Origin of the sequence: Sinorhizobium sp. CB7, assembly GCF_041357635.1 — a bacterium.
Taxonomy (GTDB): Bacteria; Pseudomonadota; Alphaproteobacteria; order Rhizobiales; family Rhizobiaceae; genus Rhizobium.
In genome coordinates this window covers 170,648-188,341 of the sequence record NZ_JAULLL010000012.1, presented here as the reverse complement: position 1 = coordinate 188,341, position 17,694 = coordinate 170,648, and the positions used below count along the sequence as shown (strand labels likewise).

At 59.3% G+C, this 17,694-nt stretch carries 11 protein-coding genes and 1 pseudogene; 6 read left to right on the top strand and 6 right to left on the bottom strand.

All coding sequences use genetic code 11. From position 1 onward, the window contains the following. Window positions 1-77: 77 nt before the first annotated feature. The 4 genes from htpX (at window position 78) to purH (ending at window position 6,044) form a co-directional block, all read left to right on the top strand. Window positions 78-1,040, top strand: a complete 963-nt coding sequence (gene htpX, locus AAE029_RS22970; RefSeq protein WP_371075205.1) for a zinc metalloprotease HtpX — start codon at window positions 78-80, stop codon at window positions 1,038-1,040. Beyond that, window positions 1,031-2,443: an RsmB/NOP family class I SAM-dependent RNA methyltransferase gene (locus AAE029_RS22965; RefSeq protein ID WP_371075282.1), complete on the top strand. Its 1,413-nt coding sequence runs from the start codon at window positions 1,031-1,033 to the stop codon at window positions 2,441-2,443. The genes htpX and AAE029_RS22965 overlap by 10 nt, the downstream gene beginning before the upstream one ends. Before the next feature lie 154 nt (window positions 2,444-2,597). After that, window positions 2,598-4,274 (top strand): heparinase II/III family protein, encoded by a 1,677-nt coding sequence (locus AAE029_RS22960; protein ID WP_371075204.1) that lies wholly within the window; start codon window positions 2,598-2,600, stop codon window positions 4,272-4,274. A 153-nt stretch (window positions 4,275-4,427) separates the two neighbouring features. Next, on the top strand, window positions 4,428-6,044 hold the full coding sequence (gene purH, locus AAE029_RS22955) for a bifunctional phosphoribosylaminoimidazolecarboxamide formyltransferase/IMP cyclohydrolase (RefSeq protein ID WP_371075203.1): 1,617 nt from the start codon (window positions 4,428-4,430) through the stop codon (window positions 6,042-6,044). A 54-nt stretch (window positions 6,045-6,098) separates the two neighbouring features. On the opposite strand, the gene AAE029_RS22950 is transcribed toward purH, so the two are convergent. Continuing rightward, the gene (locus AAE029_RS22950; protein ID WP_371075202.1) at window positions 6,099-7,481 is read right to left on the bottom strand and encodes an MFS transporter; all 1,383 of its coding nucleotides are present in this window, start codon (window positions 7,479-7,481) and stop codon (window positions 6,099-6,101) included. 39 nt (window positions 7,482-7,520) lie between these two features. Next, the gene (locus AAE029_RS22945) at window positions 7,521-12,311 is read right to left on the bottom strand and encodes an NAD-glutamate dehydrogenase (protein WP_371075201.1); all 4,791 of its coding nucleotides are present in this window, start codon (window positions 12,309-12,311) and stop codon (window positions 7,521-7,523) included. A gap of 293 nt (window positions 12,312-12,604) precedes the next feature. Here AAE029_RS22945 and pdxY point away from each other — a divergent pair, with 293 nt between their 5' ends. After that, window positions 12,605-13,480, top strand: a complete 876-nt coding sequence (pdxY, locus tag AAE029_RS22940) for a pyridoxal kinase PdxY (protein ID WP_371075200.1) — start codon at window positions 12,605-12,607, stop codon at window positions 13,478-13,480. Between the two features lie 62 nt (window positions 13,481-13,542). Further along, window positions 13,543-14,184 carry a carbonic anhydrase gene (locus AAE029_RS22935; protein ID WP_371075199.1) on the top strand — a complete coding sequence of 214 codons (642 nt, stop codon included), beginning with the start codon at window positions 13,543-13,545 and terminating at the stop codon, window positions 14,182-14,184. A 46-nt stretch (window positions 14,185-14,230) separates the two neighbouring features. Here the strand turns inward: AAE029_RS22935 and AAE029_RS22930 are convergent, their stop codons facing one another. The 4 genes and pseudogenes from AAE029_RS22930 to AAE029_RS22915 form a co-directional block, all read right to left on the bottom strand. Continuing rightward, window positions 14,231-15,052, bottom strand: coding sequence for a lytic transglycosylase domain-containing protein (locus tag AAE029_RS22930; protein WP_371075198.1), 822 nt, complete (start codon window positions 15,050-15,052; stop codon window positions 14,231-14,233). A 184-nt stretch (window positions 15,053-15,236) separates the two neighbouring features. Beyond that, entirely contained in the window at window positions 15,237-16,271 is a 1,035-nt protein-coding gene (locus AAE029_RS22925; RefSeq protein WP_371075197.1) for an aspartate-semialdehyde dehydrogenase, read from the bottom strand. Between the two features lie 110 nt (window positions 16,272-16,381). After that, window positions 16,382-16,577: pseudogene (locus AAE029_RS22920) on the bottom strand (hypothetical protein). 61 nt (window positions 16,578-16,638) lie between these two features. Next, complete coding sequence (locus tag AAE029_RS22915; protein WP_371075196.1) at window positions 16,639-17,550, bottom strand: LysR family transcriptional regulator; 912 nt, start codon at window positions 17,548-17,550, stop codon at window positions 16,639-16,641. Window positions 17,551-17,694: the final 144 nt, after the last annotated feature.

The window sequence follows — 17,694 nt, the reverse complement described above, 5'->3', positions numbered from 1 at the left end:
TAGAATAACCCAAATCATAGAGCGTTGACGGACAAATAAAAAGGCTTGGGCCGCAACGGAACGACGGAGAAACGACAATGAACCTCGTGCGCACTGCCATGTTGCTTGCCTTCATGACTGCCCTGTTCATGGGGGTCGGTTATCTGATCGGAGGTCAGGCCGGGATGATGATCGCGCTGGTGATCGCCGCCGGCATGAACTTCTTTTCCTACTGGAACTCGGACCGTATGGTGCTTGCGATGTATCATGCGCAGGAAATTGACGAGCGTAATGCGCCTGAATTTTTCCGGATCGTTCGAGACCTTGCCAGCAATGCCGGGCTGCCCATGCCCAAGGTCTATCTCTATGACAACCCGCAGCCGAATGCTTTCGCAACCGGCCGCAATCCGGAGAATGCGGCGGTTGCCGCCTCGACCGGCCTTCTGAGCGCGTTGACGCCGGAGGAGGTTGCGGGCGTCATGGCGCATGAGCTCGCGCATATACAGAACCGCGATACGCTGACCATGACGATCACTGCGACGCTTGCCGGCGCTATCTCCATGCTTGGCAATTTCGCCTTCTTCTTCGGCGGCAGCCGCGACAACAACAATAATCCCCTCGGTTTCGTCGGTATTCTCGTGGCGATGATCGTAGCACCCCTTGCGGCCATGCTGGTGCAGATGGCGATTAGCCGCACGCGTGAATATTCCGCCGACCACCGTGGCGCGGAAATCTGCGGTAATCCTCTGTGGCTGGCCTCTGCGCTTGCCAAGATTGCCCGCGGCGCTGCGCATGTGCCGAACTATGATGCAGAGCGAAACCCGGCAACGGCACATATGTTCATTATCAATCCGCTCTCGGGCGAGCGCATGGACAATCTCTTCTCGACGCATCCGAATACGGAAAATCGAATTGCGGCGCTGCAGGAGATGGCGCGTGGCGGCGGCTATGCCTCGACGGGCGGCGGCTGGGCTGCTAATCCCGCGCGCAGATCGCGCTCGGTTCCCGATACCGGTACGGGCCGCGGTGATTCGCAACCGCCAAAAGGTCCCTGGTCTTGAGTTCAGACGGCAGAAAGAAGCCCTCCTTCAAAAACGGCAAGCAAATTCCAGGATCACGCGAAAGGCGCGATTCGGACGTCGGGGGTGAAATCAAACCGGGCTTTGCAGCCCGCGCTGCCGCCGCCAAGATCCTTGCCGCTGTTGTCGATCGAAAAATCTCTCTCGATGGAATGCTGGACGCAGAAAACGGCAATCCCGCCTATCGTGCGCTCGCTGAAAATGATCGCGCACTCACCCGGGCAATCCTGAATTCGGCTTTGCGGCATCTGCCGCGCATCGAGGCTGCCCTTGACGCCTTGCTCGAGTCGCCGCTGCCGGAGGGCGCGCGTGCGCTTCATCATGTGCTTGTCGTGGCGGCGGCACAGATGCTCTACCTTGACGTTCCGGATCATTCCGCCGTCGATCTTGCGGTCGAGCAAGCCAATACTGACCCGCGCAACCGCCGCTTTGCCAAGCTGGTGAACGCGATTTTGCGCCGGCTTGGGCGCGAAAAGCAGGAAATCCTGGATCGGGTAGCCGAGATACCCTCGATACCGGCCTGGTTCTTCGAACGGCTGGCGGAAGTATATGGGCCTGCAGCTGCGCGTGCGATCGCCGAAGCCCAACTCGAGCCGGCGGCGATCGATCTGACCGTCAAATCCGATGCGGAAGGATGGGCTCAGCGACTGAACGGTCTCGTTCTGCCGACGGGCAGCGTGCGGCTCGCCGCTTTCGATGGCGCCATCCCGTCGCTGGAAGGCTTTGGTGAGGGTGAGTGGTGGGTGCAGGATGCGGCGGCAAGTATCCCCGCGAGGCTTTTCGGTAATCTTAAGGGTAAGCGTGTCATCGATCTCTGCGCCGCACCTGGAGGAAAGACCGCGCAGCTTGCGCTTGCCGGCGCCGACGTCACAGCCCTCGACCACTCGGCAAACCGCCTGAAACGGCTGAATGCAAACCTCGCCCGCCTCGGCCTTGCTGCAACGGCGATCGTTGCCGATATGGCGGCTTACGAGCCGGACGAGCTCTTCGATGGGGCTCTGCTCGATGCGCCCTGCTCCTCGACCGGTACGATCCGCCGCCACCCGGATGTCCTTTGGACGAAAGGGCCGGAAGATATCGCCAAACTTGCAGCCCTGCAGGAGCGCTTGCTTCGGCACGCGCTGAGACTCGTCAAGCCCGGCGGCATTGTCGTCTTTTCCAACTGTTCGTTGGATCCTTCGGAAGGCGAGGAAATCGTCGCACGGATCTTGAAGGATGATCGGACAGTCGAGCGCGTGCCGGTAAAGGCGGCAGATTGGCCGGGACTGGAGGAGGCGATCTCCCCTCTCGGTGAAATTCGCACCACACCCGCCATGCTCCAGGTTTCGTCCGGATTTGCTTCCGGTCTGGACGGATTTTTTTCCGCCGTCCTCCGTCGGCTCTAAAAGTGCGTGCGGGAGGCGGGCGGAAAACCGCATACACTTTTCCTCATCCCGCTCTGGCATAGCTCGATTTGATTATAGCGAGCAGCTCTTTATTGCGCTGAAATCACCGGCGTCTTCACCGATTCTTAACCATGACGCTTGATAGAAATTAAGTATGCAGAAACCCGGCCGGCGGTTATCCAGTTTGTATATGCGGGAGGCCTGGCGTCGCTTCTCGCGTCGTGGAGCGCTGACGCGCCTGCGGCTGTTCCGCCATGCCGTGCATGTGCCGGAACGGCTCATCGTTGCACCGACCGATCTGCGCAGCGTCGATCCGCATGTGGCGGACGAAATTCTGGAGGGGCGCTTCCCGCTGGCGGGCCGTCTGCTCGAGACCAAGGGTAAGTCACCTTTTTCCCTCAGTCTGCCTTCGCAAATGTTCGCGGCGCGGCTCCACGCCTTCGGCTGGTTGCGGCACATGCGTGCGAACAAGAGCGATCACGCCTGTGCCGCCGCTCGGGCGATTGCGAATGATTGGATCGCGGTCCATGGGCGCGTCCTGAAAGGTGTCGCCTGGGAGCCGGAAGTCGTCGCACAGCGTCTTATAGCTTGGCTATCCCATTCTCCCGTGCTCCTGCAGAATGCCGATCGCGGTTTCTATCGCCGGTTCATGCGGTCGCTCGCCTTTCAAGTCCGCTTTTTGCGCCGCATTGCCCCGACGGCACCCGACGGTGAAGCCCTCTTCCGCATCCGGATCGCACTCGCGATGGCATCGGTGGCTATGCCCGCTCGGGCATCCACGATACGCCGCGCCGGCCGGGATCTCGATCGTGAGATCGACCGGCAGATCCTTACGGACGGAGGCCATATTTCCCGTAATCCACGCGTGGGCATGGAACTTCTTTTCGACCTTCTGCCGCTGCGTCAGACCTATGTGAATCTCGGACACGATGTGCCGTCACGACTGATCCCCGGCATCGACCGCATGTATCCGGCGCTTCGTTTCTTTCGTCATCAGGATGGCGACCTGGCCCTCTTCAACGGTGCGACCGCGACGCTTGCCGATGAGCTGATGTCGGTGCTTCGCTATGACGAGACTGCCGGTCAACCGTTCAAGGCATTGCCCCAGACGCGCTATCACCGGCTTTCCGCAGGCAAGACAGTAGCGATTGTCGACACGGGCTGGTCGACGCCGGGCGATATTTCCAGGAACGCCCATGCCGGCTGTCTTTCCTTCGAGATGTCGTCCGGGCGACATCGCTTCATCGTCAATTCCGGCTCGCCAAAATTTGCCGGACAGCGCTACGTCCAGACGGCGCGAGCGACCGCCGCCCATTCGACGGTTACCGTTAACGACACTTCCTCCAGCCGCATCTCGCAGTCCACTTTTCTGGGACATGTCATGACCGACGTCGCCGCTCCGGTGAAGGTAGAACGGGTCGAGACCGAAGATGGCCGCGACAGTCTCAAGGCGACGCATGATGGCTATCTTCGCAGCTTCGGCGTGTTGCATGAGCGTGAATTGACGCTCAATGCCTCCGGTTCGATCCTGACGGGGCGGGATCGCCTACTGGTTCAGAATGAGATCAAGGACGGTGGGAAGATAACCGCTGTCGCGCGGTTCCATGTGCACCCCTCCATCAATCTGCAGCAGACCGAGCGGGAATCGGTCGTACTCATGGCGCCTGACGGCGAAACCTGGCTTTTCAGCGCGCCGGGCAATGAAGTGCTTATCAGCGAGGACGTCTTCTTCGCCGATCCTTCCGGTATCTGCACATCCGACCAGATCGAAATCAATTTCAGCATATCCGATAAGCCGGAGATTCGCTGGTTTCTATCCCGCCGGACTTAGCGAGCGACGCATAAGCCTTTCCGAAAATCGATGCCGATTTCGAGCTTATACGCTAGACTTCTGTTTGCGCGGCAGCGAAGCTATGCTAACGCGACGCCATAATCCCCGCGTCCCTCGCCGGATGTCTCCCGAACGCCAAAACGGAGAAAGTTCATGGCCGTCGTTTCCAAGAAAATCCCTGCGCCCGATAAGGTGAAGATCCGCACCGCGCTGCTCTCAGTCTCTGACAAGACCGGCATCGTGGAACTGGCGCGGTCGCTTTCGGAGCAAGGTATTCGTCTTCTCTCCACCGGCGGCACGCACAAGACCATTGCGAGTGCAGGTCTTACGGTGATCGACGTCTCCGAGATTACCGGCTTTCCGGAAATCATGGACGGCCGGGTCAAGACGCTTCATCCGAAAGTACATGGCGGCTTGCTCGCGATCCGCGATGATGCCGATCACCAGCAAGCCATGACGACACACGGTATCGAAGGCATCGATCTCGTCGTCATCAATCTCTATCCTTTCGAGGACGTGCGGGCGGCCGGCGGCGACTATCCAACCACCGTCGAAAATATCGATATCGGCGGTCCGGCTATGATCAGGGCATCCGCCAAGAACCATGCCTATGTCACGATCCTGACCGATCCCGCCGATTATCCGGCGCTGTTGGAGCAGCTTTCTACCGATCAGGGGCAGACCGGCTATTCCTTCCGCCAACGCATGGCCGCCAAGGCCTTTGCGCGTACGGCTGCCTACGACGCGATGATCTCGAATTGGTTCGCCGAGGCGCTTTCGATCGACACGCCACGCCATCGTGTCATCGGCGGCGTTCTGAAGGAGGAGATGCGGTACGGCGAAAACCCGCATCAGAAGGCGGCCTTCTACGTTACCGGCGAGGTTCGCCCCGGTGTCTCGACGGCAACGCTCCTTCAGGGCAAGCAGCTTTCCTACAACAATATCAACGATACGGACGCGGCCTACGAACTCGTGTCCGAATTCCTGCCGGAAAAGGCACCGGCTTGCGCCATCATCAAGCATGCCAACCCTTGCGGTGTGGCGACGGCCCCTACCCTCGTCGAGGCCTATCGCAGGGCGCTCGCCTGCGATTCCGTTTCTGCCTTTGGAGGCATCATCGCGCTCAATCGGACGCTCGATGCCGAAACGGCCGAGGAAATCGTCAAGCTTTTCACCGAGGTCATCATCGCTCCTGACGTCACGGACGAAGCCAAGGCGATCGTCGCCCGCAAACCGAACCTGCGCCTGCTTTCCGCCGGCGGCCTACCGGATCCGCGCGCGGCCGGACTGACGGCAAAGACCGTTTCCGGCGGTCTGCTGGTGCAGAGTCGCGACAACGGCATGGTCGAGGATCTGGAGCTGAAGGTCGTTACCCGGCGCGCGCCGACGGCGCAGGAGCTGGAAGATATGAAATTCGCCTTCAGGGTCGCCAAGCACGTGAAGTCGAACGCCGTTGTCTACGCCAAGGACGGCCAGACGGCCGGCATCGGCGCCGGCCAGATGAGCCGCGTCGATTCTGCCCGCATCGCCGGTTTGAAGGCCGAGGAAGCTGCGAAGGCGCTCGGGCTCGATGCACCTCTGACGCAGGGTTCGGCGGTCGCCTCGGAAGCCTTTCTGCCTTTCGCCGACGGGCTGCTTTCAATGATCGCCGCCGGTGCCACGGCCGTTATACAGCCGGGTGGATCGATGCGCGATCAGGAGGTCATCGACGCGGCCAATGAGCATGACATCGCGATGGTCTTCACCGGCATGCGCCATTTCCGCCACTGAGCATAGGCAATTTCTTCCCTATCACCTCGGCCTGCGGGCCGAGGGCCAGCGCCGTCACACACCATCGGCTGGATAAGGCGTGCGGATCAGCAGCACCAATCCACCCGCAAGAAACAGGATCAACATCGCCATTCCAAGCCGCGGCGATCCGCTCATATAGGTCACCGCGGAAAAGAGCAGGGTTGCCATGAAGCTCGTGGCGCGTCCGGAAAGGGCGTAAATTCCGAAATACCGCCCCGCCTCCGCCAGGCTGACACTGCGTGCCAGATAGGAGCGTGACGAAGCCTGAACCGGTCCGAAGGCGAGGCCGATCAGTAGCCCATAGAGGATATAGGCCTTTTCCGCCGCGGTGCCGAAAAGGCCGCCGGAATCGGCCGTTGGCAGTGGCACCAACCCGAACAAAGTGTAGCCTGGCCCGGTCGAGATAATACCAACTGTTGCAAGTAACAGCATGGTGAGGCTGATGATCACGGTCGCCTTCGAACCGAGCCCCATGTCCACGCGTCCTGCAGCCAGGCAGCCGAGTATTGCGACAACATTGAGGATGATGCCGTAGATGCCGATCTCGATCGTCGCCCAGCCGAACATTCCGGCTGCAAAAGTGCCGCCGAGGATGAGCAGGCCGTTCACTCCGTCCTGATAGATCATGCGGGCGATCAGAAATCTCAGAATGCCCTTTCTATGCTTCAGCTCATCGAGGGTATTTCCGACTTCCCTGAGGCCGATGCGGACCGCTGCCGCCAAGGGCATGCCCTTCTTGGCATCCGGCGTGAAGAAGAACATCGGCAGGATGAAGATCAGGTACCAGATGGCCGAGATCGGTCCTGTGATGCGCGCGTCTTCGCCCGTATGCGGGTCAAGACCGAAGAGCGGATCGAGCCCGAGGATGGTCTTGCCGCCTTCCGGGTTTCCCGCCAGCAAGGCGACGACAGCAATCAGGACGATCATGCCGCCGAGATAGCCGAGTCCCCAGGCAATGTTCGAAATCTTGCCGACCTCATCCTTGCCGACGAGCCGCGGCATCATCGAATCGTTGAAGACGATGGAAAACTCGGCCGAGATCGAGGCAAGGATCATGAAGATGACCGGATAAATGACCGGCGAACCCGGCTCGGCGAACCAGAGGCAGAGAAGGCTTATGATCTTGATGACCGCAAAAAAGGCAATCCAGGGCTTACGCGCCCCCGATTGATCGGCAATCGCCCCAAGCAGCGGGGAAAGCACGGCGATAATCACCGAAGAGATCGTCGCCATGTTACTCCACATCGCCTGCGCCGAAACGGGATCCGCAGTCAGGCGGGAGACGAAGTAGGGGCCGAAAATGAAAGTCGTGACAACGGTAAAGAAGGGCTGTGCGGCCCAGTCGAAAAGCATCCAGCCCCAAACGGCTTTCGCGGGAGCCTTCGCTGTCGCTGCGTCTAGCTGCGCATCAAGCAAGTCCTGCTCCTATACTTCGCGTGCGACAACGATGCGGTCTCACAAGGTCCGGTCATGGGCCAGATCGTTCAACAAACCGGCCGCAACTGCGATGCGGGCAAGATTGGGATCGCCGCTCTCGCTCAGGCTGGACAATTCTTGCGCAATCCGGTTGATGCGGATGCGGTCCTGCGCATGCCAGGTCTGTACCGGCTGTTTGTCCTCCTTGTGCCGGCTGAGCGCGGAGATGACGATGTCGCGTCGCGCACCGGCTATCTGGTCCAGGCTGCGCGCCAGCGCCAGGCTTTCATAATGGTCCGTCACGGATATCCGATTGCCGGCCGACAGCAGGCGGCCAACCTTGAAGGTCTGCGAGACCGTGAAATAGCTCTCCGCCGCGCGCGCAAGCGGTTCGCCTGTCTGTTCGGCGATCTGCATGATCTCAGGCACGAGCGGTAGTGCGAAGAGCGCGGCGATCTCGCCCGCCAGCTTCTCGGGCAGTCCGGCATCCTGATAGCGCGCCTGGCGACTTGCGATCTCGGCCGCGAACTCCTCCGGCGCGTGGCTGACGAATACCGGCTTCAGCTTTTTCATTGCATTTTGAAGCCGGCTAATTGTAGCCTCGATATTTGCCTTGGCCATCCCCGTCTTGAGAAGCAAGCGCGTCAGCACGGTAAAGGTATCACCGATCTCGCCGTAGGCGCGATTCTGCATTTGCCCAGAAACCTTGCCGTCAAGGGCATCCGTTTCAATCCAGAGCCGGCCGAGACCAAAACCATCGCGGGCAATGATGGCAGCCTTCACCACCTCGGCACTCGACGTTGCTGTTGCATCCATCATCGTGACGGCAAATGCCGGACCGCCGCGGTTTATAGCTTCGTTGGCAAGGACGGTCGCGATGATCTCGCGGCGCAGCCGGTGGCCGGTGATATCCGACGCATGGGATTTCTGCATTTTCACAGGGAAATAGCCTGAAAGCGTCGCAGAAAGATATGGATCGTCCGGCAGATCGCTTGCGATGAGCGCATCGAAGAGGACGATCTTGGCGTAGGACAGCAGCACGCCGATCTCCGGTCGCGTCAGTGGCCTGCCGTTTGCGTAGCGTTCGGCGAAAGTCTGGTCGTCTGGCAGAGTTTCCACCTTGCGGTTCAACTGCTTGGCGCCTTCGAGGACACTCATGAAGCGTTGAAGCTCCAGCCCGCCCGCCGTCCCTTTGCGTTCGGTCAGTGAGATCGCCAGAGATTGCAAATAATTGTTACGCAGGACGAGACCGGCGACCTCATCCGTCATCGAGGCGAGAAGCTGATCGCGCTTAGCACGGCTCAAGCGGCCGTCATGCATGGCGGAGGCGAGCGCGATCTTGATATTCACCTCGACGTCGGAGGTGTTGACGCCGGCGGAATTGTCGATCGAATCGGAATTGCAACGTCCGCCGCGCAGGCTGTAGGCGATGCGGCCTTTCTGGGTCACGCCGAGATTGGCCCCCTCGCCTATGACCTTTGCACGCACCTCGTCGGCGGTGATGCGGATCGGATCGTTGGCGCGATCACCAACCTCCGTATCGGTTTCGGAAACGGACTTGATGTAGGTGCCGATGCCGCCGAACCAGAGCAGATCGACCGGGCTCTTCAGAATGGCCGTCATGATTTCGAACGGAGTCGCGGTGGTCTTGTCGAGACCGATGGCCGCAGCCGCCTCCCCCGTCAGCTTTACCGCTTTTTCCGAACGGGAAATGATCATCGCGCCTTTTGACAAAAGGCCGCGGTCGAAATCTTGCCAACTCGAGCGCGGCAGGTTGAAGAGCCTTCTCCGCTCGGCAAGCGTCTTGCCCATATCCGGGTCCGGGTCGATGAAAATATCGCGATGGTCAAAAGCGGCGACAAGGCGAATCTTTGGCGACAGCAGCATGCCATTGCCGAACACGTCGCCGGACATGTCGCCGACTCCGGCCACAGTAAAGGGCGTCGTCTGAATATCGATGTCCATCTCGCGGAAGTGCCGTTTGACCGTCTCCCAGGCGCCGCGCGCGGTGATGCCCATCTTCTTGTGATCGTATCCGGCTGAGCCGCCCGAAGCGAAGGCATCGTCAAGCCAGAAGCCGGCTTCCTGCGCGAGTGCGTTGGCCGTATCGGAGAATGTCGCGGTGCCCTTGTCGGCGGCAACGACGAAATAGGGATCGTCGCCGTCGAGCCGAACGGTGTCGGCCGGCGGAATGATCTCGGCACCGCTGATATTGTCGGTGATGGAGAGAAGAGTGCGGATATAGGTCTTGTAGGCCTCCCGGCCGGCGTTGAAGACTTCGTCCCGGCTGCCGCCGACGGGAACGTTCTTTGGATAGAATCCGCCCTTGGCGCCAACGGGTACGATCACCGCGTTCTTGACCTGCTGGGCCTTTACAAGGCCAAGCACCTCGGTGCGATAGTCCTCGGGGCGGTCCGACCAGCGTATGCCGCCACGCGCAACCTTGCCGAAACGAAGGTGCACACCTTCGACCTCGACGCCATAAACGAAGATTTCGCGGAAAGGCCGCGGTTCCGGCAGGCCGTCCAGAAGCTGCGGGTCGAGCTTGAACGCCAGCATCGCCTTTGGCGTCCCGTCGGGGTCCTTTTGGAAATAGTTAGTGCGAAGTGTCGCGTCGACCATGTTGATGAAGCGCCGGAGGATCCGATCATCATCAAGGCTCGGAACGTCGGCCAGTGCTGCCTCGATCGCCTGATGATGCTCGGCAAGCTTTTTCAGTCGGTTCTTGTCACCAAGCTTCACATTCAACGTATCGTGGAACAGGCGGAATATCGCAGCCGCGATCCTTGGATATCGGTCGAGCGTCGCGGCGATATAATCCTGCGAATAGGCGATACCCGTCTGGCGCAGATAGCGGGCATAGCTGCGAAGCACGTTGACTTCGCGCGCGGAAAGATCGGCGGAAAGGATCAGCTTGTTGAAGCTGTCATTGTCGAGCTTGCCACCAAAGGCAGCGATGAAGGCTTCCTCCAGGCGAGCGCCGCGGTCATCGAGATCAATCGCTGCACCGCCTCGTACCTCCAGTTCCATGTCGTGCAGCACGACAAGTTTGGTTTCGCCTTGCTTTTCTGTGACGTGGATATCGAATGTCTGTTCGCTGATCACGTTGAAGCCAAGATTTTCGAGCAGCGGCACGCGACGGGAGAGTGCCAGTTGGCCACCCGCGTGAAAGATCTTCAATGAAAGAACCCTCCCCTCCTCCGTCTTGCGGAAGTAGAAGGCGATACGGATCGGTTCCTTGCCCGCGCAGGCAAGGATGTCTGGGAGATCCGCAAGCGTCTCTTCCGGCGTGAATGAGTCCTGAAAGGCAGGGCTGACGGCAATTTGCGGTGCTTTCGGTCCAGCAAGCCCCACGAAACGGTCGTCCCAACGGGCCGTAATGGCTCGAATCGCTTCTTCGAGTTTGTGCTGCGGAATGCGTGGTGTCTTGCCGAGCGTGCGGCCGATGATGAAGTGGACACGGGCCATACCACCTTCGGGGAAGGCCGGATAGTAGGCGGAGACCCGACCGTCATAGACCGTCTTCAGATAGTTGCCGATCTTTTCGCGTACGGCCGAATCATAGTCTTCGCGGGGGACGTAAACGATCACCGAAACGAAACGATCGAAATGGTCGATACGCGGCAAAACGCGCACGCGCGGGCGGTCTGCGAGATCGTTGATCTGCTCGCAGAAACTGGCGAGCAGGGTGGCGTCAATCTGGAACAGGTCGTCGCGGGGGTAAGACTCAAGGGTGTTTTGCAGCATGCGCCCCGAATGGCTGGTCGGGTCGAAGCCGAGGCGTTCAGTCACCTCCTCCACCTTGGAGCGGAGCAGCGGAATTTCGGATGGAGAGCCGGTATAAACGTTCGAGGTGAAAAGGCCGACGATCCGCAACTCGCCCGTCACTTTGCCGTCCGCATCGAAACGCTTGACGCCGACATAGTCCATATAGGCGCGACGATGGACGACCGACTTGACGTTTGCCTTCGTGACGATGAGGAAATCCGGGCCTTCGAGAAATTCCAGAATTTCCGGCGTCGTCGTGACCGCGTCTTTGCCCTGCCGCAAAACCCGCACATCCGGATTGGAGAGAATGCCGAGGCCGGCGCCCTTGTCGCGCTCGACTTTCGCGTTGGCGCCCTTGCCCGAATAGAGATATTCGCGCATGCCGAGGAAGGCGAAATTGTCATCGCGAAGCCATTTCAGGAAGGCAAGAGCCTCGTCGCGATCGGACTTCTTGCGGCTTGCGTTATAACTCGAAAGCTCATCAATCACGGTGTCAAGCTTCGCCAGCATCGGTTTCCAGTCGGAAACGGACAGGTGAACCTGATCGAGAACGTCTTTGACACGTTCAACGACATCGCTCGCCTGCGCCGAGGTCAAGGGGGCGAGATGCAGTTGAATATGACTGACGCGGCGGCGCGCCGGATCGGCCGGCAGATCGGCCGAATCAAGCTGAGGCTGCTTGCCTTCCTCCATGGCCAGGATCGGATGGACAGCCATAGAGAGGTCACGATAGCTGCTGGTCACCTCCCCCATGATGGACTGGTAGAGGAACGGCATGTTGTGATCCGTCACCGAAAGGATCGAAACCGCAATGCCTTCCGGTTCGACATTCACGACGGGTTCGACACTGATTCGAGGAGTTGCACCGGTCCATGCCGCAAGCTCCTTCGCCGCGTGAACGGCGGCAAGGGCGAGCATCTCCGGCGTATAGCGCTCAAGATCGTCGTTGCTCGCGCGACCGAACAATATGCCCGGATCGAGAAAGTTCTCGCCGGTAGCCGACGCGATCTTTCGCGCGCTGTCGATCTGTTTTTCCCGCTTCGGATTGATCCTGGCAGCCATGGAATAATCTCCCCGTCATTCAGTGATTTTGGCAGCGATTTGGTTCACGTTAGCAGAACGCTCTTTGAAAAATCTGTAAAAGAATTCGGCGCGAATATGTTTTGGCCGATCCTGGAACGTTTTCCGAAAAAATCCGTCCATATTCGTCATTTTCCTATTCGGGCCGAGGGAAATAGGCGAAATTGAAGGCAGTTCACCGCTTTCTGACGCTTTCATGGCTTTGTGAAGAACGGTTGACAGAAGGACAACAAAAAGATCATCAACAGTGCCGCCTGAAATGGGAAAAGAATGTCATGTCGGAAAATGCGTCGGCGGCGGTCATCGTTATCTCCAGTCATGTCGTTCGCGGATCTGTGGGAAACCGAGCTGCGGTCTTTGCACTGGAGACGCTTGGTCATCCGGTATGGGCACTGCCGACAATCATTCTCCCATGGCACCCGGGTCACGGCCGTTCGACCCGGCTCGCCTTTGCCGAGGCGGATTTCGACCACGCGATCGATGATCTGCTTCGGGCTTCGTGGCTGCCGGAGGTGAAGGCCGTGCTTTCAGGCTATTTTGGCAATGCAGCGCAGGTATATTCGGTTGCCCGCCTCGTCCGTACCCTGCGCGAAGGGAATCCCGATCTTCTCTATGTTTGCGATCCGGTCATGGGCGACCTCGGCGGCCTCTATGTGCCGGAACCAACAGCCGAGGCAATCCGCGATCAGCTCGTTCCGCTCGCCTCGCTTGCGACGCCGAACCGCTATGAGCTTGCCTGGATGGCGGGAGCTCCGCTTGAGGACAATACGGCGATCATGGAAGCGGCTCTTGCACTGGGTCCCTCACGCATGCTCGTCACGTCAGCCGTCGGAATGATGGCCGGCGGAACCGGAAATCTCTATCTGAGCGGACGTAACGCATTGCTTGCCGAACATCGCATGATAGAAAATCCTCCCAACGGGCTTGGCGATCTGCTGTCGGCGGTCTTTCTGTCGCGCCTTCTTTCCGGCATGGACGAGGAGCGGGCGCTGCAGCTTGCGACAGCCAGCGTCTATGAGATTCTTGCCCGCACCGCCAAACGCGGCGGCGATGAATTGACGCTTGCAAGCGATGCTTCCAGCCTGTCGACGCCTATGGCCATGGTGCAGATGCGCCGGCTCGTGCACCCCGCCCAGCGCGGCAGGAAATAGGGCTCACTGCATTTCGCAACGCAACAGTTGATCTTGGCTTGCTTGCAGGGTAAGCGAAAGGCATGCAGCGTTTTCCGAACTCTCTTCTGGACGGCTATCGCAACTTCATGAGCGGGCGTTACGCTCATGAGCGCGATCGCTATCGCAGCCTTGCTGAAGATGGCCAGAACCCGAAGATCCTCGTTGTGGCCTGCTGCGATTCACGGTCCGCTCCGGAAACGATTTTCGATGCGGGACCAGGCGAGCTTTTCGTCGTACGTAATGTCGCCAATATGGTGCCGCCCTACGAACCCGACGGGCAGTTTCATGCCACATCCGCAGCCTTGGAATTCGCCGTCCAGGTGCTGAAGGTCAGCGATATCGTTGTCATGGGCCACGGCCGGTGCGGCGGTATCCGCGCCGCGCTCGATCCGAACGCCGAGCCGCTGTCGCCGGGCGACTTCATCGGGCGATGGATGGCCCTCCTGCGACCTGCCGCCGAACAGATCCAGAGCAATGACGTCATGACGGCCGCTGAGCGCCAGACGGCGCTCGAGCGTGTGTCCATTCGCAACTCGATCGACAATCTGCGGACATTTCCCGACATCAAGGCGCTCGAGGACGCTGGCTCACTCAAGCTTCACGGAGCCTGGTTCGATATCTCGACGGGCGAACTGTGGGTCATGGATGCCAAGACCCGCGATTTCATTCGCCCGGATATCTGAGCCGCGCCAACGCGTCTTTGCGCGTCATATTTAACATGTATGGATTTTATCGACCGTCGATCTGTGCGCCGATATAGGCGATCGCCTGCTGATAGACGCTTGCGGCATTCCAACCCTGGATCGCGGCGAAGTTCGGCTGGCCCGGCTGGTATCCGGCACCCGGCTGCCAGCCATGTCCGCGCAGGAAATTGGCGGTGGATGCAAGCGCGTCGGCGCGCGAGCCGACCATATCGATACGACCATCGCCATCGCCATCAGCCCCGTAGCGTACGACGTTGCGCGGCAGGAACTGAGTCTGGCCGATCTCCCCGTGGGCCGCGCCGCGCGCCTGCGGGCTCAGATAACCTTCGGAAACAAGTTGCAGGGCTGCATAGAGCTGGTCCGTGAAATATTCGGTACGGCGGCAGTCATAAGCCAAGGTCGAGACCGCCGAAAGCGTATGCTCCTTGCCCATGAAACTACCGAAGCCGGTTTCCATGCCCCAGATCGCGATCAATGGACCGGCCGGGACGCCGAAGCGCCGTTCGATACTGGCGAAAAGCGCGGCATTTGACCTCGCCATGCTTCGGCCGCGCGAGATGATCGTGGCGCCACCGCGCTTTTTCATGAACTCATCGAAGGAAAGCTTGAAGCTCTTCTGACCGCGGTCGGCGCGGATCGTCGCGGGATTGTAGTTGACATTGCTGAAGGCACGGTCGATGACCGACCGGCTGACGCCATTTGCGGCGGCCTCCTGCTTGAAATCATCCACCCAGGCGGCAAAGCCTGCGCCATTATTGCCGCATTGGGCCGCTGTAGCTGCCGCCGGAATGGCGTGCAACGCGCCAGCCATGGCGAGAGCAACCAGAGCAAATTTCATCATACGCATTAATAACCCCGAATTTTGTAGTTCGACATTGAGGCAACCATGCCAGTCATCGGCAAATCTGTCACGATCAAGTTTTAGCGATCTTGAATCTACTTCGCGAACCCGAAGACAAACGGCAAAGACAAGCCCCGCTTGTCGGTTCGGACAGCGAGGCTTCTTATCAAATTATGGTTTATAAATGGTATCAGGCAGCTTTCTTGCGCGGCTTGATCAAGCCGCGATTGATCAGCAGCTCGGCGATCTGGACAGCATTGAGGGCGGCACCCTTACGCAGGTTGTCGGAGACTACCCACATGTTAAGGCCATTCTCGACCGTCGCGTCCTCGCGGATGCGCGAAATATAGGTGGCGTCCTCGCCGGCGCATTCGTAGGGCGTCACGTAGCCGCCGTTTTCCTGCTTGTCGACGACGAGGCAACCGGGTGCTTCACGCAAAATCTCGCGTGCCTGTTCCGCGGTGATTTCGTTTTCGAATTCGATGTTGACCGATTCCGAATGACCGATGAAGACTGGAACACGCACTGCCGTGCAGGTGACCTTGATCTTCGGGTCGAGCATCTTCTTTGTTTCGGCCAGCACCTTCCATTCTTCCTTGGTGTAGCCGTCTTCCATGAAGACATCGATGTGAGGGATCACATTAAAGGCAATGCGCTTGGTGAACTTCTTGTTCTCGATCGGATCGGCGACGAAGACGGCGCGGGTCTGATTGAAGAGCTCGTCCATGCCCTCCTTACCGGCGCCGGAGACTGACTGGTAGGTCGAGACCACGACACGCTTGATCTTGGCGAAGTCATGCAGCGGCTTCAGCGCCACGACGAGCTGTGCCGTCGAGCAATTGGGATTTGCGATGATATTGCGTTTGGAGAACTGGCCGATGGCGTCCGGGTTCACTTCTGGCACGATCAGCGGAACGTCGGCGTCGTAGCGCCAGGCGGAGGAGTTGTCGATGACGACGCAGCCCTGCGCACCGATCTTCGGCGAGAATTTCTGGGACACCGTGCCGCCCGCCGACATCAGGCAGATATCAGTGTCAGAGAAATCGTAGTTCTCAAGATTGCCGACCTTCAGCGTCTTGTCACCAAAGGAAACTTCCGTGCCGACGGAACGGCTGGAGGCGAGCGCCACCACTTCGTCGGCCGGAAAGCCGCGCTCTGAAAGAATATTGAGCATCTCCCGGCCAACATTACCGGTCGCTCCCGCAACTGCTACTTTGAAACCCATTCTCAAGCTCTCTTTCTCTTCTCTCCTCGTCTGGTGAGGGGAATCCGCAGTTTAAACCGCGGTTTCCTGTCCCCGGCCGGGCCGGGGAGAGAGCGGCAGACCAGAGACGTTCAGACGGTTTTCGTCGTCGTCGTTTTGGTCTTGGTTTTCGAAGAAAACGGAACGAGGATATCGCACCCGGCAACCTGTGCCCGGACGGCGCATGCGGCAATGGCTTGTTCGCTGCGAACCATGGATATTCCCTTTTCCGCTGTCGCTCATAAAAGGTTTTCCACAGGAGTCAAGGCATTTCAAAGTTACTGCCACCGCTGCATTGCTTCTTCATGGCCTTCACCGGACAGTCCCGTATCTCATGCCGCCCTGCGTCTTAGTCATTGTCTTTGTTGGGAATACGTTCGACGAGGAAGTCAATGAAGGCGCGGATGCGGACGGCAAGATGCGCATGGCCAAGAAAGACCGCATGGACGGGCTCGACATCCTTTGGATTGAAGGCCTCGAGCAGCAGCTTGAGCCGTCCGGTTTCGATGTCGTGTCTCACGTGAAACTTACCGATGCGGGATATGCCGAGGCCGGCAAGCACGAGTTGGCGGACGGTCGCACCGCTATTGGCCTGGAAGTTCCCGCGCGCAGGAATGTCAATTCGCTCCCCGGTTTCCGGATCGCGAAACGGCCAATGACCCATGCTCTGGCTGAAATTGAAGCCAAGGCAATTGTGTCCGGCAAGATCTTCGGGTCGCGATGGTATGCCTTTGCTCACAAGGTAATCCGGAGACGCAACGACAACCCTCGGGCCCTCGATGAGCTTCCTTGCCTTCAGCGACGAATCCCGCAAGGCTCCAGCTCGAATGCCGACATCGGTTCTTTCGCCTATCAGGTCGATGACGTCGTCGTTCAGCGAAAGATCGAGATCGACCTCGGGATAGCGGGCAAGAAAATCCGGAATGAGCGGCACAATGAACCGGGTGCCGAAGCCCACCGTCGAGCTGACCCGCAGTCGTCCGCGGGGCTCCGCCTTTCCGCCTGATACGACCATGCGTTCCGTCTCGGCGATGTCAGCAAGAATGCGTTGGGCCTGACGCAGATAGATCTCGCCTTCCGGTGTGAGCTGAAGAGCGCGGGTGGAGCGTACGACGAGACGTGTGCCGAGCCGTTCTTCGATCCGGGTGACGGCTTTACTCACGGCGGAAGGCGAAAGCTCCAGGCGCTTTGCGGCGGCCGCGAAGCTGCCCTGCTGCAGGGGTTCGACAAATATCTCCATTTCGCCCGCACGGTTGTCCATAGCCCACCATCAACAGTGAATTTGTTTCACCATTGTTGTTCCACTGCCGTAGATTATCAAGGCAATCGCCGATGATCATATTCCGTGACGAAGGCGGCCTCGCCGTCCAAGCCTATCCACCCACGGAGAATGAACATGGCCGGA